Origin of the sequence: Frigoribacterium endophyticum (assembly GCF_011759585.1) — a bacterium.
GTDB lineage: Bacteria > Actinomycetota > Actinomycetes > Actinomycetales > Microbacteriaceae > Frigoribacterium > Frigoribacterium endophyticum.
The window spans coordinates 871,199-890,833 of the sequence record NZ_JAAOYV010000002.1 but is presented as its reverse complement, the minus strand read 5'-3'; the positions used below and the strand labels follow the sequence as shown (position 1 = coordinate 890,833).

The following is a 19,635-nucleotide window of genomic DNA, read 5'->3' as shown; positions in this document are numbered from 1 at the left end:
CGAGTGGCCTTCCGCAAGCCGGGCATCTACAAGACCCGGGACGAACTGCGCGCCATGGCGGCGCCCGGCGTGCTGACGGCCCGGTCGCTCGACGCGGTCGCGGCCGCCCTGCGCCCCGGCATCACCACGGGCGAGCTCGACGCGATCGCCGAGCGCACCATCCGTGACGGCGGCGGCGTGCCCAACTTCATGCTCGTGCCGGGCTACCGGAACACCGTCTGCACCTCCGTGAACGCCGAGGTCGTGCACGGCATCCCCGGCAACCGCGCTCTCGAGCCCGGCGACCTCGTCTCGGTCGACAGCGGGGCGGAGGTCGACGGCTGGAACGGCGACAGCGCACGCTCCTTCGTGCTCGACGACCCGAGCCGGCCCGAGCTCGTCGCCGAGCGGAGGCTGCTCTCCGACGTGACCGAGCAGGCCCTCTGGCACGGCATCGCCGCCCTGGCCTCGGCCCGTCACCTCAACGAGGTAGGCGACGCCGTCGAGGAGTACGTGGAGTCCCGCGGGAGCTTCGGGATCATCGAGGACTACGTCGGCCACGGCATCGGCCGCTCCATGCACGAGGACCCACCGGTCTTCAACTACCGCGTCAAGGGCCGCGGGCCCGCGGTCAAGCCGGGCCTGGTCGTGGCCATCGAGCCCATGATCACCCTCGGCGGGATCGACACCGTCACGGAGGACGACGACTGGACCGTCACCACCGTCGACGGCAGCTCCGCGGCGCACTGGGAGCACTCCGTCGCCGTGCACGAGGGCGGCATCTGGGTGCTGACCGCCCACGACGGGGGAGCGGCGCAGCTGGCGCCCCTCGGAGTCGTGCCCGTCCCGATCGCCTGACCCGCGCCTCCCGCCCGGGCCGGTACGTCATGCGTCGGCCCGCCCCGGGTGTCCGTGACCGCAGGGCGTCACCGCCCGGCGGCGACGCGGCTCAGCCGTTTCCGACGGAGCAGGTCGCCTCGGCCGCGGACTGGCCGGTGATCGTGGACGGCAGCACGGCCGGTGCTCCCGGAGCCGTGGCCGGCGCGGTGGCCTCCGCGGTCGAGCCCGTGCCGGGGGTCGCCGTCGAGGGCGCGGTCGTCTCTGCCGGCGCGGGGGCCGGAGCTGCGGGGGCCGCCGGGTCCGCCTCGCTGCCACGGCCCGTGGCGGCGTCGCCGAGGGTGAACGGCGTGTCGGCCGCGAGGGCGTCGTTGAGCAGCTGTGCGTCGGCGGTCGAGGGCACGACCTTGGCGGAGTTCCGCGGGTCGTCGACGACGGGGTACTGCACGAAGACGATGTCGGCGGGCTGGAGGTCCTTGAGGGCGAGCGCCAGCTTCACCAGCGTGTCGGGCGAGCTGAGCGTCGACGACAGCTGCATGTTGCTCAGCGCCGCGGAGGCGAGCTTGTAGAGCGTCGCGACGTTGCCGAGGGTGCCCCCGGAGATGATCTTGCGCATCATCGCGGAGAGGAAGACCTGCTGCGAGCTGATCCGGGCGAGGTCGCTGCCGTCGCCGACCCCGTAGCGGGTGCGGAGGAACTGCAGCGCCTGGCCGCCCTGGAGGCTGTGCGTGCCGGCGTCGAGGGTGAGCCCGGTGTCACGGTCGGAGATCGGCTCGGCGACGCAGACGTCGACGCCGCCGAGGGCGTTGGACATCTCGATGACCCCGTCGAAGGTGATCTTGCCCGCGTAGGGGATCGTGAGGCCGGTCATGGCCTCCACGGTCGCCACCGTGCACGACAGGCCGCCGTTCTCGAGGCTGGTGTTGAACTGCACGTACGTCTCGGCGGGGTAGGCGGTGCCGTCCTCGCCGGTGCAGGCCGGGAGGTCGACCATGGTGTCGCGGGGGATGCTGACGGCCGTCAGCTGGCTGTGGTCCTGGGAGAGGTGCACCAGGATCGTGACGTCGTTCCGCTGGCCCTCGATCGACGTGTCGGCGGTGGCCGACGACTGGTCGGCACGCTCGTCGCTGCCGACGAGGAGGATGTTGGCGCCGCCGGTGATGGCCTCGATGCTCTCGTCCTCCACCTGCGCCTCGTTGCCGAGCGAGACCGTCGACACCGAGGAGGTCACGTCGCGGACGGCGATGGCGGCGAGGGAGGCGCCGCTGACGAGCAGCACGGCGAGGGAGCTCGCGACGATCGTGACGAGCGCCCCGGCGGGGCCGCGGCGTCGGAGTCGGCCGTGGCGGGCCAGGCCACGGCGGCCTCGCGGTCGGGTCTGATCGGGCATCGGGGCTCCACGGGTCGGCGTCATCACCCTCGACTCGGCGTGTCGGGTCGACGGGCGGGTTGCTGAAGTGTAGCGGGAGGACCTAGGATCGATCTTTGGTGTTCCCAGGTCACTTCTGTGCCTGCGGCACCGCATCCCCGCACGACCAACACTCCCAATTCTTAGCGACAGTGAGGCTATGGCCAAAAAAGACGGTGTCATCGAAATCGAAGGCGCAGTGGTCGAAGCTCTGCCCAACGCGATGTTCCGCGTTGAGCTCAGCAACGGGCACAAAGTTCTCGCCCACATCTCCGGCAAGATGCGTCAGCACTACATCCGCATCCTCCCCGAAGACCGGGTGATCGTCGAACTCAGCCCCTACGACCTGACCCGCGGCCGGATCGTCTACCGCTACAAGTAGGGCGTGCTGGAAAGGAACGGCCCCACGCACCCGTGGGGCACGAAGCCAGCGAGATCAAGGAAACAACGATGAAGGTCAACCCCAGCGTCAAGCCCATCTGCGAGCACTGCAAGGTGATCCGCCGCAAGGGCAACGTCATGGTCATCTGCAAGAGCAACCCGCGCCACAAGCAGCGCCAGGGTTGATCTGACCGGTCGCCCAGCGCGGCCGGACAGAGGCCGGAGCCCCTCGAGGGCTCCACAGCACCACCAGACAGAGCAGCACCAGAACCCGCACCGCCGGCAGCAGCCAGGCAGGAGGCGCGGGGGACACCCCGGGGCGGAGGCCCGGGCACCGGCGCTGTGACAGACCTCCACCACTCTCTGAGGAGAAGCCACCATGGCACGTCTAGCAGGCGTTGACATCCCGCGCGACAAGCGCGTGGAGGTCGCACTGACCTACATCTACGGAGTCGGCCGCACCCGCGCGCTCAAGACTCTCGCCGAGACCGAGATCGACGGCAACATCCGCGTCAAGGACCTCACGGACGACCAGCTCGTCCTTCTCCGCGACCACATCGAGGGCAACTTCAAGGTAGAGGGAGACCTCCGTCGCGAGGTCGCCGCCGACATCCGCCGCAAGGTCGAGATCGGCAGCTACGAGGGCATCCGCCACCGCCGCGGCCTGCCTGTGCGCGGCCAGCGCACCAAGACGAACGCTCGTACCCGCAAGGGCCCGAAGCGCACCGTCGCCGGCAAGAAGAAGGCTCGCTAGGCCCCGGCTCCCGCCGTACTCGCCTCTAGGTTGTAGGAGAAAAAATTGGCAGCACCGAAGTCGGCCGCGCGTAAGCCCCGCCGCAAAGAGAAGAAGAACGTCGCCGTGGGCCAGGCCCACATCAAGAGCACGTTCAACAACACGATCGTGTCGATCACGGACCCCTCGGGTGCCGTGCTGAGCTGGGCCTCCTCGGGAGCCGTCGGCTTCAAGGGCTCGCGCAAGTCGACGCCCTTCGCCGCGCAGCTGGCCGCCGAGTCGGCCGCCCGCCAGGCGCAGGAGCACGGCGTCAAGAAGGTCGACGTCTTCGTCAAGGGGCCGGGTTCCGGCCGCGAGACGGCGATCCGCTCGCTCCAGGCCGCTGGCCTGGAGGTCGGGTCGATCAACGACGTCACCCCGCAGGCGCACAACGGCTGCCGCCCGCCGAAGCGTCGTCGCGTCTAACTGAGTCGATGCCCGTCGCGCCTCCCCGCCCTGCTCGCAGGGCTCGGAGGCGCGGCGGGCTCACCCGCGTTCACCGCGCCTCCGGCTCCCTCGCCGGGAGCCCCCACAACTCAACAGACCCGACGGGCCAGCCACCTGTCGTACCGCCAAGAGTCATATAGCGGACTCTTCGCCGAAAGGAATCCACCAGTGCTCATTGCACAGCGCCCCACCCTCACCGAGGAGAACATCTCGGAGTTCCGCTCGCGGTTCGTCATCGAGCCCCTCGAGCCCGGCTTCGGCTACACCCTCGGCAACTCGCTGCGTCGCACCCTGCTCTCGTCGATCCCCGGAGCCGCTGTCACCAGCATCCGCATCGACGGGGTGCTGCACGAGTTCACGACGGTCCCCGGTGTCAAGGAAGACGTCACCGAGGTCATCCTGAACATCAAGCAGCTCGTCGTCTCGAGCGAGCACGACGAGCCCATCACGGCGTACCTGCGCAAGCAGGGTGCCGGTCAGGTCACGGCGGCCGACATCTCGGCCCCCGCCGGCGTGGAGATCCACAACCCCGAGCTCGTCATCGCGACGCTCAACGACAAGGCGAAGTTCGAGCTCGAGCTCACGATCGAGCGTGGCCGCGGCTACGTGTCGGCCGTGCAGAACCGCTCCGAGTTCAGCGAGGCCGGTCAGATCCCGATCGACTCGATCTACTCGCCCGTGCTCAAGGTGACGTACCGCGTCGAGGCCACTCGTGCCGGTGAGCGCACCGACTTCGACCGCCTCGTGGTCGACGTCGAGACCAAGCCCGCGATCTCGCCCCGCGACGCCATCGCGTCGGCCGGTCGCACGCTGACCGAGCTGTTCGGCCTGGCTCGCGAGCTCAACACCGCCGCCGAGGGCATCGAGATCGGCCCCGCGCCGGTCGACGCCGTCCTCTCCAGCGAGCTGCAGACCCCGATCGAGGACCTCGATCTCTCGGTGCGCAGCTACAACTGCCTGAAGCGCGAGGGCATCAACACGGTGTCCGAGCTCGTCGCCCTCTCGGAGACGCAGCTCATGAACATCCGCAACTTCGGTCAGAAGTCGGTCGACGAGGTGAAGGACAAGCTCGTGGAGCTCGGCCTCTCGCTCAAGGACACGGTCCCCGGGTTCGACGGAGCCCACTTCTACAGCGGCTACGACGAGGAAGAGACCAACTAGGTCTCGTCCCTCCCGCCCTGATCATCTTCGACAGCTAGGAACCATCAATCATGCCCAAGCCCACCAAGGGTCCCCGTCTCGGAGGCGGACCGGCGCACGAGCGCCTCATGCTCGCCAACCTCGCGGCCTCGCTCTTCGAGCACAAGAGCATCAAGACGACCGAGACGCGGGCCAAGCGCCTCCGTCCCGTCGCCGAGCGCCTGGTGACCTTCGCCAAGCGCGGAGACCTGCACTCGCGTCGTCGCGTCATGCAGACCCTGCGCAACAACAAGGACGCCGCGCACATCCTCTTCACGGAGATCGCTCCCCTGGTCGACCAGCGTGAGGGCGGCTACACCCGCATCACGAAGCTCGGCTTCCGCAAGGGCGACAACGCGTCGATGGTGTCGATGGAGCTCGTCCTCGAGCCCGTGACCCCGAAGGTCAAGTCGTCGAAGAGCACGACGGCCGCCGCCGCCGCGCCCGTCGAGGAGCCCGTCGTCGAGGAGGCGCCCGTCGAGGAGCCCGAGACCGTCGAGGAGTCGGCTCCGGTCGAGTCCGAGACCGAGACGGCCCCCGCCGCCGAGGTCGAGGCCGACGCCGCCGCGAAGTCGGACGACAAGTAGCAGCGAGCTCCACCGCACCGCCCGGAGGGCCCGTCACTGCGAGGTGACGGGCCCTCCGTCGTCGGCCCCGGGCGACGCTCGTCGTCGATCGCGAGAGTGTGGGCCCTTCGGCGGACCGGCGCGTCCCCCGAACAGGTGTCGTTCACCTACGCGTCACATGGCAGAAACCCTTGAGGAGGCTGTGGACCGTAGCGTCGGTGGGTCACCTCCCGCCAGCTGAAGGAACACATGTCCCCGCGCTCCCGCCACACTCCGGTCACGGTCGCCGCCCTCGCGGCCGGCCTCGCCCTCTGCCTCGCTCCGCTCGTGCCCGTCGCCGCCTCCGCCGCCCCCGGCGGCACCGGCGTCGTCATCAACGAGGCCTACCTGAAGGGCGGCAGCGCGAACGCTCCGTTCGCGAACAAGTTCGTCGAGCTCTACAACCCGACCACCGCCTCCGTCTCCGTCGCGGGCTGGTCGATCCAGTACCGCTCGGCGACGTCGAGCGGCACGTTCACCGGCGTGGGGGCCCTGAGCGGGTCGATCGCGCCCGGCGGCTACCTGCTCGTGCAGATGTCGTCCAACGGGACGACGGGCGCGCCGCTGCCGACGCCCGACGTCGTCACGACCGTGAACCCCGGCGGTGCCAGCGGCACCCTCGTGCTGGCGAGCACGACGACCGCCCTGGCCCTCCCGGCGGGGTCGATCTCCACCGCGACGCCCGGCGTCGTCGACGCTCTCGGCTACGGGACGTCGAACACGTTCGAGACGACGGCGGCGGAGGTGGGCTCGGCCAACCCCGTCCCGACCTCGTACGTCCGCACGGCGTTCTCCGACACCGACGTCAACGCGGCCGACTTCGTCCAGCAGGGCCAGATCACGCCGCAGAACGCCGCCAGCACCGGCACGACGCCCACTCCGCCCGTGCCGCCGACCCCGCCGGTGTCGGAGGCGGACGTCACCGTGGCGCAGCTGCAGGGCGCCACCGACAGGAGCCCCTACGCGGGCCGCACCGTCACCACCCGCGGCGTCGTCACGGCGACGTACCCGACCGGCGGCCTGGACGGCTACGTCGTCCAGACCCCAGGCACCGGAGGCGCGCTGGACCTCTCGACGCACCTCTCGTCGGACGCGGTCTTCGTGTACTCCTCGGCCACCGCCTCCTCGGTGGAGGTCGGCGACTACGTCGAGCTCGTGGGCGAGGTCACCGAGTTCTTCGGGCTCACCGAGCTGACGGTCGACGGCACCGACCAGGTCACGCAGCTGGACGCCTCCACCGTCGTCGCCCCGGCGCCGGCCACGGTCGGGTTCCCCGCCACGGACGCGCAGCGCGAGTCGCTCGAGAGCATGCTCCTGCTGCCGCAGGGCGAGTTCACGGTCGCCGACACCTACACGACGAACCAGTACGGCGAGGTGAAGCTCGCCTCGGGCGGCACCCCGCTGATCCAGCCGACCGAGGTCGGACGCCCCGGCAGCGCGAAGTACGCGGCGACGATCGCCGACAACGCCGCTCGGGCCGTGACGCTCGACGACGGTGCCACCACGAACTTCCTCACCGCGGCGAACCAGTCGATCCCGGTGCCGTACCTGTCGAACGAGAACCCGGTCACGGTGGGCGCCTCGGTGGCCTTCACCGAGCCGGTCGTCCTCGACTTCCGCAACTCGGCGTGGAAGTACCAGCCCACCAGCCGCGTCACGGGCGACGTCGCGTACGCCGACCTGCCCGTCACCTTCGAGAACGTCCGCACCGACGCTCCCCGTGAGGTCGGCGGCGACGTCAGGCTCGCCAGCTTCAACGTGCTGAACTACTTCCCCACCACGGGCGACTCGCTGACCGGCTGCACCTACTACCGCGACCGTGCCGGCGAGCCCGTCACGGTGAACAGCGGCTGCGATGCCCGCGGCGCGGCGAACCAGGACGACCTGCAGCGTCAGCAGGCCAAGATCGTCACGGCGATCAACGCCCTCGGCGCCGACGTCGTCTCGCTCGAGGAGATCGAGAACTCCGCCCGCTTCGGCAAGGACCGCGACTCGGCCCTGTCGACCCTGGTCGACGCCCTCAACGCAGACGCCGGGTCGGACGTCTGGGACTTCGTCCCGTCGCCCACCGCCCTGCCGGCCAACGAGGACGTCATCCGCCTCGCGTTCATCTACAAGGCCGGCGTGGTCGAGAGCGTCGGCGACTCGAGCATCCTCACGGGCTCTGCGGCGTTCAGCAACGCGCGTCAGCCCCTCGCCCAGGCGTTCCGCCCCGTCGGCGGCGACGCCGACTCGACCGTCCTCGCGATCGCGAACCACTTCAAGTCGAAGGGCAGCGGGTCGGGCCCCGACGCCGACCTGGGCGACGGCCAGGGCGGCTCGAACGCCTCCCGCGTGAACCAGGCGAACGCCCTCGTGGCCTTCGCCGCCGAGCGCGAGGCCGCCGTCGGCACCGACAAGGTGTTCCTGCTCGGCGACTTCAACGCCTACTCGCAGGAGGACCCGATCGAGGTGCTGCGCACCGCCGGCTTCACCGACCTCGGCTCGACCGAGGACGGCGAGGAGTACAGCTACGTGTTCAGCGGCCTGAGCGGCTCGCTCGACCACGTGCTGGCCTCGCCCGCCGCCCTCGAGGCCGTCACGGGCGTCGACATCTGGAACATCAACTCGGGTGAGTCTGTCGGCCTCGAGTACAGCCGCTTCAACTACAACGTGCGCGACCTGCTGCAGCTCGACCAGTTCCGCGCCAGCGACCACGACCCCGTCGTCGTCGGCGTCGACCTGCTCGCCGACGTCGTCGCGCCGACCCCGGTGCCCACCGACCCGGCCGCGCCGGTCACGCCGGGCACGGGTGCGGGCTCCGGCACGGGGGCGGGCACGGCCCCGGCCGGCAGCGCCCCGGTCGCCTCCGCCCCGACGCGTCCGGGCGGCCTGGCCTACACCGGGTCGGACGGCGTCCTCGGCTGGGCGGTGCTCGCCCTGGCGCTGATGGCCGCCGGTGGCACGGTGCTCGTGCAGCGTCGTCGCCTCGCCGCGGGGGAGTAGCCCGCACCAGCTGACCACGGCGGCGGCCGGGGCACGGGAGACCGTGCCCCGGCCGCCGCCGTGGTCGTGTGCGGCGAGCTGCCGTGCAGGCGACGGCGGCGGCCCGGGGCCCGCGCGGCTCGTACGATGGTCGACGTGACGAGCGACGACCCGGCCCCGGCCCCCGCCTCCGGCCTGGTGCCCGACCTCGCCCCCGGCATGACCCGGGTGCGCCTCACCGTCGCCTACGACGGCACCGACTTCTCCGGCTGGAGCGAGCAGCCCGGCCGCCGCACCGTCCAGGGCGAGGTCGAGGCCGCGCTCCGCGTGCTCTTCGGCCGCCACGAGCACGTGCCGACCGTGACCGTCGCCGGCCGCACCGACGCCGGCGTCCACGCCCGCGGCCAGGTCGTCCACCTCGACCTGACCGCCGAGCAGGTCGCCCAGCTGCAGCGGCCGCACCGGGGCATGGTCGACCGCTCGCCGCTCGACGCGCCCACCGTCCTCGCGCGCCGGCTGAACGGGCTGGCGGGCGCCTCCGACGAGATCGTGGTCTCGGGGGCGCGGGTGGCGCCTCCCGGGTTCCACGCGCGCTTCGGCGCGCTGTGGCGGCGCTACGAGTACCGCATCGCCGACCGCGGGGCCGAGCGCGACCCCTCCCGCCGCCGCCACACCCTCTGGTACGACCACCTGCTCGACCTCGACCTGATGAACGCCACGGCCGCGGGCCTGGTCGGCCTGCACGACTGGGCGGCGTACTGCCGCCACCGCGACTACGCGACGACGATCCGCGAGCTGCAGCACTTCACGTGGAGGCGCGAGGCCGACGGCGTGCTGGTCGCCACCGTGCAGGCGGACGCCTTCTGCCACAACCTCGTCCGCAACCTCGTCGGCGCGTGCGTCGCCGTCGGCGAGGGGTCGATGCCCGAGCACCGGGCCGTCGGGGTCCGCCGCGAGGCCGAGCGCAACGGCGAGTTCCGTGTGGTCCCCGCCACGGGCCTGACCATGGTCGAGGTCGGCTACCCGCCCGACGACGAGGTGGCGGCCCGGGTCGTGCTCACCCAGGTCAAGCGGTCGGCCGCTAGCCTCGACGGATGACCGCTCCCCGCCCCGCGACCCCCTCCGACGTCCCTGAGATGCTGCGCCTGATCGTCGAGCTGGCGGTCTACGAGAAGGAGCCGGAGGCGGTGAAGACCACCGAGGGCGACCTCCGCCGGGCGCTCTTCGCCGACGCCCCCGCCGTCTTCGCGTTCGTCGTCGACGGCGACGAGCCCGGCGAGCTCGCGGGGCTCGCGATCTGGTTCCTGACGTTCTCGACCTGGGAGGGCGTCCACGGCATCCACCTGGAAGACCTGTACGTCGCGCCGCAGCACCGGGGCGCCGGCCACGGGCGGGCCCTCCTGACGCGCCTGGCGCAGGAGGCGACGGCGCGCGGCCTCGCCCGCGTCGAGTGGGCCGTGCTCGACTGGAACGAGCCGTCGATCGGCTTCTACCGGTCGCTCGGCGCCACGTCGATGGACGAGTGGACCACGTTCCGGCTCGACGGCCAGGCCCTGGCGGTGCTCGGCGGCGCGTGACGCCGTTTGACGCCCCCGGGCGTGTCGGGTATGGTCGACCCTTGGTGTCTGCGCAACTGCGCGCGGCGCCCGAAGTTGAGCCCTCCACCTGACTCGTTCTCGCCGTCTCTTCGGCGACAACGGCAACGGAGCGGGATCCACGAACACCTCACCTCGACCAGGAAGCAGCACTACTGTGACGCGCACTTTCTCCCCCAAGCCGGCTGACGTCCAGCCGAACTGGCTGATCATCGACGCCAACGACGTCGTCCTCGGCCGTCTGGCCAGCCACGCGGCAGCACTGCTGCGCGGCAAGCACAAGCCGACCTTCGCCCCCCACATGGACATGGGCGACTTCGTCATCATCATCAACGCCGACAAGGTGGCCCTGACCGGCTCCAAGCTGGCCGAGAAGCTCTACTACCGCCACTCCGGCTACCCGGGCGGCCTCACGGCCACCACGTACTCCGAGATGGTGGAGAAGCACCCCACGCGCGCCGTCGAGAAGGCGATCCGCGGCATGCTGCCGAAGAACTCGCTGGGCCGTGCCCAGATCAAGAAGCTGAAGGTGTACGCGGGTGCCGAGCACCCCCACGCTGCTCAGCAGCCCACGGTTCACACCCTCGACCAGGTCGCTCAGTAGCGTCCGCCTTCAGACTTAAGGACCCCCACACAGTGGCTCAGATCGCAGATTCCATCGACCAGGCTCCCGAGAGCTTCACCACGGAGAGCTCCGCTCCCGAGGCCTCGGCGACCCCCCGCGCCGTCCTCAACGTCTCCGGCTCCGCCGTCGGACGTCGCAAGGAGGCCATCGCCCGTGCCCGCCTCGTCCCCGGCTCCGGCACGTTCGTGGTCAACGGCCGCACCCTCGAGGAGTACTTCCCCAACAAGCTGCACCAGCAGCTGATCAACGACCCGTTCAAGGTGCTCGACCTCCTCGGCGCCTACGACGTCACGGTCAAGGTCACCGGCGGCGGCCCCTCCGGCCAGGCGGGCGCCCTGCGCCTCGCCATCGCCCGCACGCTGAACGAGATCGACCGCGAGAACAACCGCGCCACGCTCAAGAAGGCCGGCTTCCTCACCCGTGACGCCCGCGTCATCGAGCGCAAGAAGGCCGGTCTCAAGAAGGCCCGCAAGGCCTCGCAGTTCTCGAAGCGCTAGTCACACACCCCCACAGGCAGGTCTCGCGATGTCGCGTCTCTTCGGTACCGACGGTGTTCGGGGCCTCGCCAACCGTGAGCTGACCGCCGCGCTCGCCCTGGGCCTCGCCCAGGCGAGCGCGGTGGTGCTCACGAAGGGCCACCACGCCGACGCTCGTCGTGCTGAAGGGCGACGACCCGTCGCCGTGGTCGCCCGTGACCCCCGTGTCTCGGGGGAGTTCCTCACCGCCGCCGTGTGCGCGGGCCTGGCCAGCTCCGGCGTCGACGTGCTCGACGCCGGGGTCATCCCGACCCCCGCGGCGGCGTTCCTCGTCGACGACATCGGCGCCGACTTCGGCGTGATGATCAGCGCCTCGCACAACCCGGCGCCCGACAACGGCATCAAGTTCTTCGCGTTCGGCGGCACGAAGCTGCCCGACGAGGTCGAGGACCGCATCGAGGCCGCCATGGCCGAGCCGCAGCTGATGCCCGTCGGGGGCGACGTCGGCCGCATCCGCCGGTTCGCCGACGCCGAGGACCGCTACGTCCTGCACCTCCTCGGGGCCCTGCCCCACCGCCTCGACGGCCTGCACGTCGTGCTCGACTGTGCCCACGGCGCCGCCTCCGCCGTCTCGCCCGAGGTCTTCACCGACGCGGGCGCGAAGGTCACCCTGATCGGGGCCGACCCCGACGGCGTCAACATCAACGACGGCGTCGGCTCGACCCACCTCGACAACCTCGCCCGCGCCGTGCTCGAGCACGGCGCCGACGTCGGCATCGCGCACGACGGCGACGCCGACCGCTGCCTCGCGGTCGACGCGACCGGCGCGGTCGTCGACGGCGACCAGATCATGGCGATCATCGCCGTGGCCCACAAAGAGCACGGTCGCCTCGCCCATGACACCCTCGTCGCGACGGTGATGAGCAACCTCGGCCTCATCCGCGCCATGGAGCAGCACGGCATCGCCGTGCGCCAGACCCGCGTCGGCGACCGCTACGTGCTCGAGGACATGAGCGCCGGCGGCTACACGCTCGGCGGCGAGCAGTCAGGCCACATCGTCTTCAGCGACCACGCGACCACCGGCGACGGCATCCTCACCGGGCTGTCGCTCGTCGCGCGCATGGCCGAGACCGGCAAGAGCCTGGCCGAGCTGGCCCGCGTGATGACGGTCTTCCCGCAGATCCTCGTCAACGTCGGCGGCGTCGACCGCGAGCGCCTCGACGGCGACCAGGGCGTCGCCGACGCCGTGGCGGCCCTCGAGGCCGAACTCGGCGACACCGGCCGCGTGCTGCTCCGCCCGTCGGGCACCGAGCCCGTCGTGCGGGTCATGGTGGAGGCCGCCGACCAGGCGACCGCCGACCGCGTCGCGCACGAGCTCGCCGACGTCGTCCGCGAGCGACTGGCGCTCTAGCGGGCCCGACCCGCGCCTCCCGCAGGCCCGGCGTCCCCGCCGTCGTGCCCGCGTCGGGCACCATGGGCACATGCTCCTCCTGCTGCCCGCCGTCGTCTTCGCGGTGCTCTACGTCGTCAGCCGCCGCCGCGACGCGCGGCGTCTGCGCAACGGCGTCTTCCTCGTCGCGGCCCTCGGCTGCCTCCTCGTGGCCGGCGTGCTCGAGGTCGCCGCGACCGGGCCCGCGCAGCAGAGCGCCGTCCTGCTCGGCGTCGTGGGCGCCGGCCTGCTCGTCGTGGTGCTCGCGCTCTTCCTGCTGGGCAACGGCGTCACCATGCTGCGCTCCGAGGGGCGCAGCCTCGGCAACCTGCTCTCGCTGCTGGCGGGCGTCGCCATCCTGCTCGTGCCGGTCGCGGCGGCCGCGCTGGTCTTCGGGCCCGACGTCGCGGAGCTGCCGGGTCCGGTCGGGGTCGTGCTCGTCGCCCTGGGCGTCCTCCTCGTCTTCGTCGCGGGGTACGCGGCCGCGACGTTCGCCGCGTTCGGGCTCTACTCGCTGGTGTACAGCCGCTACCGCCACACGCTGACGCCCGCCACGGTCGTCGTGCTCGGCTCCGGCCTGATCCGCGGCGAGGTGCCGCCGCTCCTGCGCAGCCGCCTCGACAAGACGCTCTCGGTCTACCGCTCGGTGCCCGGCACGGCCGCGAGGCCGCTGCTCGTGCCGTCGGGCGGCCAGGGCTCCGACGAGCCGCGCGCCGAGGGCGACGCGATGGCCGAGTACCTGCTCGCGCAGGGGGCCGACCCCGCCGACGTCCGGCCCGAGACCGCCTCGACGAGCACCCGCGAGAACCTGCTCTTCTCGCGCGAGGTGCAGCGCGCCGCCGGTCGCGACGGGAGCACCCTCGTCGTGACCAACGACTACCACGTGCTGCGCGCCGCCCTGCTGGCCCGCTCGATCGGCAGCGACGCCCAGGTGGTGGGCTCGCCGACCGCGGCGTACTACGTGCCGAGCGCGTTCCTCCGCGAGTACGTCGCGATCATGGTCGAGCACCGTCGGCTCAACGCCGCGGCGGTGGCGGTGGCGGTCGCCCTGGTGGGCCTCACCGCCGTCTGGTCACTGCTGCCCGTGTGAGCCGACCCGCGCCTCCCGGGCTCCGGCCGTCGAGGAGTCGCGGTGGCCGCACCGCAGGCCCGCTCAGATCTTGCGGAGCAGCACCGAGCTCACCGCGTGGTCCGCCGCCTTGCGCAGCACCAACGTCGCCCGCGACCGCGTCGGCAGCACGTTCTCGACGAGGTTCGGCTCGTTCACCGACCGCCAGACGCCCGACGCGAAGGCGCGCGCCTCCGCCTCGTCCATGCCGGCGAAGCGGTGGAAGAACGAGCGCTCCTGGGTGAACGCGCCCTTCTGCAGGGCGAGGAACCTCTCGACGAACCACGACTCGATGTCGCTCGTGCGGGCGTCGACGTAGATCGTGAAGTCGAACAGGTCGCTGAGGGCGAGACGGCCGGGGGTCGGCGGCTGCAGCACGTTGAGGCCCTCGACGATGAGGATGTCGGGGCGCCGCACGACGACCTCGGCCCCCGGCATGATGTCGTAGCTGGTGTGCGAATAGAACGGCGCCCGCACCTCCTCCGCCCCGCTCTTGACCTGCGAGACGAACCGCAGCAGGTGCCGGCGGTCGTACGACTCGGGGAACCCCTTGCGGTCGGTGAGGCCGCGGCGCTCGAGCTCGGCGTTCGGGTAGAGGAACCCGTCGGTCGTGACGAGCTCGACGCGCGGGGTGTCGTCCCAGCGGCTGAGCAGCTCGCGCAGCAGGCGGGCGACGGTCGACTTGCCGACGGCCACCGAGCCGGCGACGCCGATCACGAAGGGCGTGCGCTGGGCGCGCTCGCCGAGGAAGTCGCTGGTCGCCCGGTGCAGGTTGCGGGCGCCCGCGGCGTAGAGGTTGAGGAGGCGGCTGAGCGGCACGTAGACGTCCTGCACCTCGCGCATGTCGAGCCGGTCGCCGAGGCCCCGCAGCTGCACGATCTCGGTGTCGGTGAGCGGGAGACGCGTCGCCGGGGCCAGGTCTGCCCAGGCGTCGCGCCCGATCTCGACGAACGGGGTGGCGTGCGTCGGCGCGTGGGGAGCGTGCGCGGCGTGCGCGGCCTGGCCCGACGCGGGGGTCGTCGTCGACGGAGGGGCTTCGGCCATGACGGCGAGGCTACCCGGTCGGGCGCGCGGGGCGACCGCACAGGAGGCGCGGACGGGACCGCATAGGATCGGTCGCATGTGTGGAATCGTGGGTTACGTCGGCGCCTCGGGCGTCGGCGAGAAGAGCATCGAGGTCCTGCTGGGCGGGCTCAAGCGCCTCGAGTACCGCGGCTACGACTCGGCCGGCGTGGCCGTCGTCGACGCGGCGGGCCAGCTGGGCACGCGCAAGCGCGCCGGCAAGCTGAAGGTGCTGGTCGACGACCTCGAGGCCGACCCGCTGACCGACGGGGCCACCGGCATCGGGCACACCCGCTGGGCCACGCACGGCGGCCCGACCGACGCGAACGCGCACCCGCACCTCTCCGACGGCGGGCGCCTCGCGCTCATCCACAACGGCATCATCGAGAACTTCTCCGACCTCAAGGCCGAGCTGCTCGCCGAGGGCGTCGAGTTCTCGAGCGAGACCGACTCCGAGGTCGCGGCCCACCTGGTCGCCCGCGCCTACCGCGCCTCCGGCGACCTGACCGAGGCCCTCCGCGTGGTCGTCAACACGCTCGACGGCGCCTTCACGCTGCTCGTCGTGCACGCCGACCAGCCCGGGGTCGTCGTCGGCGCCCGCCGCAACAGCCCTCTCGTCGTCGGGCTCGGCGAGGGCGAGAACTTCCTCGGCAGCGACGTCGCCGCGTTCGTCGCGCACACCCGCCGCGCCATGTCGATCGGGCAGGACCAGATCGTGACGATCCGCCCCGACTCGGTCGACGTCGTCGACTTCGAGGGCGCGCCGGTCGAGACCAGCACCTTCGAGGTCGACTGGGACGCCTCGGCCGCCGAGAAGGGCGGCTGGTCGAGCTTCATGGCGAAGGAGATCAGCGAAGAGCCCGAGGCCGTCGCCAACACCCTCCTCGGCCGCGTGCACGACGGCGCCGTCACCCTCACCGACCTCGACGCCGTGCGCGACCGCCTCCTCACCGTCGACCGCGTGATCGTGATCGCCTGCGGCACGGCCGCCTACGCGGGGATCCTCGGCAAGTACGCCATCGAGCAGTGGGCCCGCGTGCCCGTCGAGGTCGAGCTCGCGCACGAGTTCCGCTACCGCGACCCGGTGCTCGACGAGAAGACCCTCGTCGTCTCGATCAGCCAGTCCGGCGAGACGATGGACACGCTGATGGCCGTCAAGTACGCCCGCGAGCAGGGCGCCCAGGTGCTGTCGATCTGCAACACGCAGGGCTCCACCATCCCCCGCGAGAGCGACGCCGTCATCTACACGCACGCCGGCCCGGAGGTCGCCGTCGCGTCGACGAAGGCCTTCGTCGCGCAGGGCACCGCGCTGTTCCTGCTCGGGCTGCACCTCGCGACCCTGCGCGGCACCCTGACCGCCGAGCAGATCGCCGAGCAGGTCACCGACCTCCAGGCCGTGCCCGACAAGATCCGCAAGGTGCTCGAGTCGTCCGAGCGCATCGCGACCCTCGCGCGCTGGATGGCCGACACCCGCTCCGTCCTCTTCCTGGGCCGCCACGTGGGCTACCCGATCGCCCTCGAGGGGGCGCTCAAGCTCAAGGAGCTCGCCTACATCCACGCCGAGGGCTTCGCCGCCGGCGAGCTGAAGCACGGTCCGATCGCCCTGATCGAGCCCGGGCAGATCGTCTTCGTGATCGTGCCGAGCCCGCGCGACCCGCGGTCGCTGCACCCCAAGGTCGTCTCGAACATCCAGGAGATCCGCGCGCGCGGCGCCCGCGTCATAGCGATCGCGGAGGAGGGCGACGCCGCGGTGCTGCCCTTCGCCGACGAGGTGCTGCACATCCCTCTCGCGGCCCCGCTCTTCGAGCCCCTGCTCTCGGTGGTGCCGCTGCACGTCTTCGGCATGGAGCTGGCCGCGGCCAAGGGCCTCGACGTCGACCAGCCGCGCAACCTCGCCAAGTCGGTCACGGTCGAGTAGGGCACCCGGCCGCATGAGCACCCGCGCCCGCCCGTGATCGTCGGCATCGGGGTCGACGTCGTCGACCTCGAGCGCTTCGAGCGTTCACTGGAGCGCACCGGCGCGCTCGCCGCCCGGCTCTTCGGCGACGCCGAGAGGGTGCTCGCCGACGGCAGCCCCCGACCGGTGCGGTCGCTCGCGGCCCGGTTCGCCGCCAAGGAGGCGCTGATCAAGGCCCTCGGCGGCTCGACCGGCGTGCGGTGGCACGACATCGTGGTCGTCTCCGACGCGAGCGGCGCCCCCTCGCTGCGGCTGACCGGGGGAGCGCGGTCGCTGGCGGAGTCGCGGGGCGCGACGCGCCTCCACCTCTCGCTGAGCCACGACGGGGGAGTCGCCGTGGCCTACGTGGTGGCCGAGACCGACCAGCGTGCCCCGCGGCACGAGCCCGCGCAGCACGACGACGACCCGACCCAGACCGCCGAGACAGGAGCCGACGCGTGACGCAGGACATCCGGGTGACCATCGACACCGCCGCCCTGCGGCACAACGTCGCGACCCTGAGGGCCGCGGTGGCGCCGGCCCGCGTCATGGCCGTGGTGAAGGCCAACGCCTACGGGCACGGCGCGGTGGAGTGCGCCCGCGCCTTCGTCGACGCCGGCGTCGACTGGCTCGGCGTCGCCGACCTCGACGAGGCCGTCGAGCTCCGGGAGGCCGGGGTCACCGCCCCGGTGCTCGCCTGGCTGCACGCTCCGGGCGAGACCTTCGAGCGAGCGGCCGCCCACGACGTCACGCCCGCCGTCTCCGACGTCGCCCAGCTCGAGGCCGCGGCGGCGGCCGGGGTCCGGGCCGTGCACCTGTGCGTCGACACCGGCCTGAGCCGCAACGGGGCCGTGGCCGCGGAGTGGCCCGAGTTCTTCGCCCGCGCCGCGGCGCTCGCCGACCGCCTGCCGGTCGAGGGCGTGATGACCCACCTGTCGAACGCCTCCCCGGAGGAGGACGGCGCGCAGGTCGCCGCCTTCCTCTCCGCGATCGAGACGCTCGGGGGGCTGGGCCTCGAGCCGCGCCTCCGGCACGTCGCCGCCTCGGCCGCGGCCCTGCACTTCGCCGACGTGGGCCAGGGGCCCGTCGACATGGTGCGGTTCGGGCTCGCCGCCTACGGGCTCAGCCCCTTCCCCGACCGTCGCGCGGCCGACCTCGGGCTGCGCCCGGCGCTGACGATGCGCGCGCCCGTGACGACCGTCAAGCGGGTGCCCGCGGGCGAGGGCGTCTCGTACGGCTACGTCTTCCGGCCCGAGCGCGACACGACCATCGCCATCGTGCCGGTCGGGTACTCCGACGGCGTCGACCGCGCGGCCAGCGACCGCGCCTCCGTCACGATCGGGCAACGCACGTACCGGGTGCGCGGCCGGATCGCCATGAACGCGCTCGTCATCGACGTCGGCGACGACCCCGTCGAGGTGGGCGACGAGGTCGTGCTGTTCGGCGACCCCGCCCTCGGGCACCAGGGCGCGGAGGACTGGGCCCGGGCCTTCGACGGCATCACCTACGAGGTCGTCGCGTCGCTGTCGGCCCGCCTCCCGAGGAGCTACGCATGACCGGCACCGCCCCCGAGACCGGCACCGCACCCGTCGCCGGCACCGCCCCTGAGACCGGCACCGCGCCCGTCGCGGCGCGCCCCGCGGCCGGCTACCTGCGCCGTGCGACGATCGACCTCGCCGCCTACCGCGCCAACCTCACCTCGCTGATCGAGCGCATGGCCCCGGTCGAGGTGCTCGCGATCGTCAAGGCCGACGCGTACTCGCTCGGCGTCGACGTGCTGGTGCCCGAGGCGCTCGCCGCGGGGATCCGCTGGTTCGGCACCGTCGAGCCCGAGCCGGCGTACCGCCTGCGCCGCGAGGGCGTCGGCGACGAGGCCTCGTACTTCGCGTGGCAGCTCGGCCCCGACGAGGACTGGGACGCCGCGGTGCGGCTGCGCGTCGACCTCGGCGTCTCGACCCTCGAGCAGCTCGAGGCGTTCGCCGCCGCCGCCCGGGCCGCGGGCCCCGGCCACGAGGCCCTGGTGCACCTCACCATCGACACCGGCCTGCACCGCGAGGGCTGTCTGCCCGCCGACTGGGCCGAGTTCGTCACGCGCGCCGTCGAGCTTCGCGACGAGGGCGTCGTGCGCCTCCGGGGCTGCTTCTCGCACGTGTCGGAGACCAGCGAGGCCGACGACCACGCCGCCTCCCTCGTCTTCCGCCGTGCCCTCGACGACGCCGCCGCCCTCGGCGCGACGTTCGAGAAGCGCCACATGTCGTCGAGCTCGGCGGGCATGGAGCACCCCGAGCGCCGCTTCGACATGGTGCGCATGGGCTCGAACGGCTACGGCAACCCGGTCACCGAGGGCGTGACGGCCGCCGACCGCGGCCTCCGCCCGGTGCTCACGGTGAGCGCCTGCGTCGTCCGCGTCAAGCGCGTGCCCGCCGGCACGGGCGTCTCGTACGACTACACCTGGCGGGCGCCGCGCGACACGACCCTCGCCCTCGTGCCGATCGGCTACGCCGACGGCGTCAGCCGCCGGGCCCAGCACGGCGTCGAGGTGACCATCGCCGGTCGTCGCCACCCGATCGTCGGCCGGGTCGCGATGGACCAGTTCCTCGTCGACGTCGGCGACCACGACGTGGCGGTGGGCGACGAGGTCGTGCTCTTCGGCCCCGGCGACCGCGGCGAGCTGACCATCGGCGAGTGGGCCGACCTGACGGGCAGCGTGCCCGAGGAGGTCTCGTGCCGCATCGGCGCCCGGGTCGAGCGGGTGTACACGGGCGGTCGCGCGTGACCGACGACGCGGCCCCGGTCGACGAGGGGCGAGCGCTCTTCGCGGGCCCCGTCGTC

General features: G+C 72.2%; 20 protein-coding genes. 18 read left to right on the top strand and 2 right to left on the bottom strand.

Features of this window, described 5'->3' with window-relative positions; genetic code table 11:
* The first annotated feature begins 3 nt into the window (after window positions 1-3).
* The gene (gene map / locus FHR77_RS11440; RefSeq protein WP_082514608.1) at window positions 4-837 is read left to right on the top strand and encodes a type I methionyl aminopeptidase; all 834 of its coding nucleotides are present in this window, start codon (window positions 4-6) and stop codon (window positions 835-837) included.
* A 91-nt stretch (window positions 838-928) separates the two neighbouring features.
* Here the strand turns inward: map and FHR77_RS11435 are convergent, their stop codons facing one another.
* Window positions 929-2,206, bottom strand: a complete 1,278-nt coding sequence (locus tag FHR77_RS11435; protein WP_167260386.1) for an LCP family protein — start codon at window positions 2,204-2,206, stop codon at window positions 929-931.
* A gap of 178 nt (window positions 2,207-2,384) precedes the next feature.
* On the opposite strand from FHR77_RS11435, the gene infA reads away from it, so the two are divergent.
* The 13 genes from infA (at window position 2,385) to FHR77_RS11370 (ending at window position 13,787) form a co-directional block, all read left to right on the top strand.
* Complete coding sequence (gene infA, locus FHR77_RS11430) at window positions 2,385-2,606, top strand: translation initiation factor IF-1 (RefSeq protein ID WP_055965022.1); 222 nt, start codon at window positions 2,385-2,387, stop codon at window positions 2,604-2,606.
* A 68-nt stretch (window positions 2,607-2,674) separates the two neighbouring features.
* The gene (gene rpmJ, locus FHR77_RS11425) at window positions 2,675-2,791 is read left to right on the top strand and encodes a 50S ribosomal protein L36 (RefSeq protein ID WP_043593327.1); all 117 of its coding nucleotides are present in this window, start codon (window positions 2,675-2,677) and stop codon (window positions 2,789-2,791) included.
* Between the two features lie 193 nt (window positions 2,792-2,984).
* Window positions 2,985-3,359 (top strand): 30S ribosomal protein S13, encoded by a 375-nt coding sequence (rpsM, locus tag FHR77_RS11420; protein WP_056057338.1) that lies wholly within the window; start codon window positions 2,985-2,987, stop codon window positions 3,357-3,359.
* A 45-nt stretch (window positions 3,360-3,404) separates the two neighbouring features.
* Complete coding sequence (rpsK, locus tag FHR77_RS11415; RefSeq protein ID WP_055799944.1) at window positions 3,405-3,803, top strand: 30S ribosomal protein S11; 399 nt, start codon at window positions 3,405-3,407, stop codon at window positions 3,801-3,803.
* 189 nt (window positions 3,804-3,992) lie between these two features.
* Window positions 3,993-4,985, top strand: coding sequence for a DNA-directed RNA polymerase subunit alpha (locus FHR77_RS11410; RefSeq protein ID WP_055799947.1), 993 nt, complete (start codon window positions 3,993-3,995; stop codon window positions 4,983-4,985).
* A gap of 50 nt (window positions 4,986-5,035) precedes the next feature.
* Entirely contained in the window at window positions 5,036-5,590 is a 555-nt protein-coding gene (gene rplQ / locus FHR77_RS11405) for a 50S ribosomal protein L17 (RefSeq protein ID WP_167260384.1), read from the top strand.
* Window positions 5,591-5,818: 228 nt separating this feature from the next.
* Window positions 5,819-8,593, top strand: coding sequence for an ExeM/NucH family extracellular endonuclease (locus FHR77_RS11400; protein WP_167260382.1), 2,775 nt, complete (start codon window positions 5,819-5,821; stop codon window positions 8,591-8,593).
* 126 nt (window positions 8,594-8,719) lie between these two features.
* Window positions 8,720-9,670: a tRNA pseudouridine synthase A gene (locus FHR77_RS11395; protein ID WP_082514607.1), complete on the top strand. Its 951-nt coding sequence runs from the start codon at window positions 8,720-8,722 to the stop codon at window positions 9,668-9,670.
* Window positions 9,667-10,149, top strand: a complete 483-nt coding sequence (locus tag FHR77_RS11390; protein ID WP_167260380.1) for a GNAT family N-acetyltransferase — start codon at window positions 9,667-9,669, stop codon at window positions 10,147-10,149. The genes FHR77_RS11395 and FHR77_RS11390 overlap by 4 nt, the downstream gene beginning before the upstream one ends.
* A gap of 175 nt (window positions 10,150-10,324) precedes the next feature.
* Window positions 10,325-10,771: a 50S ribosomal protein L13 gene (rplM, locus tag FHR77_RS11385; protein WP_056057329.1), complete on the top strand. Its 447-nt coding sequence runs from the start codon at window positions 10,325-10,327 to the stop codon at window positions 10,769-10,771.
* A 32-nt stretch (window positions 10,772-10,803) separates the two neighbouring features.
* On the top strand, window positions 10,804-11,289 hold the full coding sequence (gene rpsI, locus FHR77_RS11380; protein WP_082514606.1) for a 30S ribosomal protein S9: 486 nt from the start codon (window positions 10,804-10,806) through the stop codon (window positions 11,287-11,289).
* A gap of 28 nt (window positions 11,290-11,317) precedes the next feature.
* Complete coding sequence (glmM, locus tag FHR77_RS11375; RefSeq protein WP_167260378.1) at window positions 11,318-12,679, top strand: phosphoglucosamine mutase; 1,362 nt, start codon at window positions 11,318-11,320, stop codon at window positions 12,677-12,679.
* 70 nt (window positions 12,680-12,749) lie between these two features.
* Window positions 12,750-13,787, top strand: coding sequence for a YdcF family protein (locus FHR77_RS11370; protein ID WP_167260376.1), 1,038 nt, complete (start codon window positions 12,750-12,752; stop codon window positions 13,785-13,787).
* A 63-nt stretch (window positions 13,788-13,850) separates the two neighbouring features.
* Here FHR77_RS11370 and coaA read toward each other — a convergent pair whose 3' ends face one another.
* Window positions 13,851-14,849 carry a type I pantothenate kinase gene (coaA, locus tag FHR77_RS11365; protein WP_167260374.1) on the bottom strand — a complete coding sequence of 333 codons (999 nt, stop codon included), beginning with the start codon at window positions 14,847-14,849 and terminating at the stop codon, window positions 13,851-13,853.
* A 76-nt stretch (window positions 14,850-14,925) separates the two neighbouring features.
* On the opposite strand from coaA, the gene glmS reads away from it, so the two are divergent.
* From glmS to alr (FHR77_RS11345), 4 genes are read left to right on the top strand one after another with little or no spacing between them, the layout of a single operon-like run.
* Window positions 14,926-16,785, top strand: coding sequence for a glutamine--fructose-6-phosphate transaminase (isomerizing) (glmS, locus tag FHR77_RS11360; protein ID WP_167260372.1), 1,860 nt, complete (start codon window positions 14,926-14,928; stop codon window positions 16,783-16,785).
* A gap of 33 nt (window positions 16,786-16,818) precedes the next feature.
* Complete coding sequence (locus FHR77_RS11355; RefSeq protein WP_167260370.1) at window positions 16,819-17,265, top strand: holo-ACP synthase; 447 nt, start codon at window positions 16,819-16,821, stop codon at window positions 17,263-17,265.
* Window positions 17,262-18,359: an alanine racemase gene (alr, locus tag FHR77_RS11350; RefSeq protein WP_056057317.1), complete on the top strand. Its 1,098-nt coding sequence runs from the start codon at window positions 17,262-17,264 to the stop codon at window positions 18,357-18,359. Before FHR77_RS11355 ends, alr (FHR77_RS11350) begins: the two co-directional genes overlap by 4 nt.
* Window positions 18,356-19,579: an alanine racemase gene (gene alr / locus FHR77_RS11345; RefSeq protein WP_167260368.1), complete on the top strand. Its 1,224-nt coding sequence runs from the start codon at window positions 18,356-18,358 to the stop codon at window positions 19,577-19,579. Before alr (FHR77_RS11350) ends, alr (FHR77_RS11345) begins: the two co-directional genes overlap by 4 nt.
* Window positions 19,580-19,635: the final 56 nt, after the last annotated feature.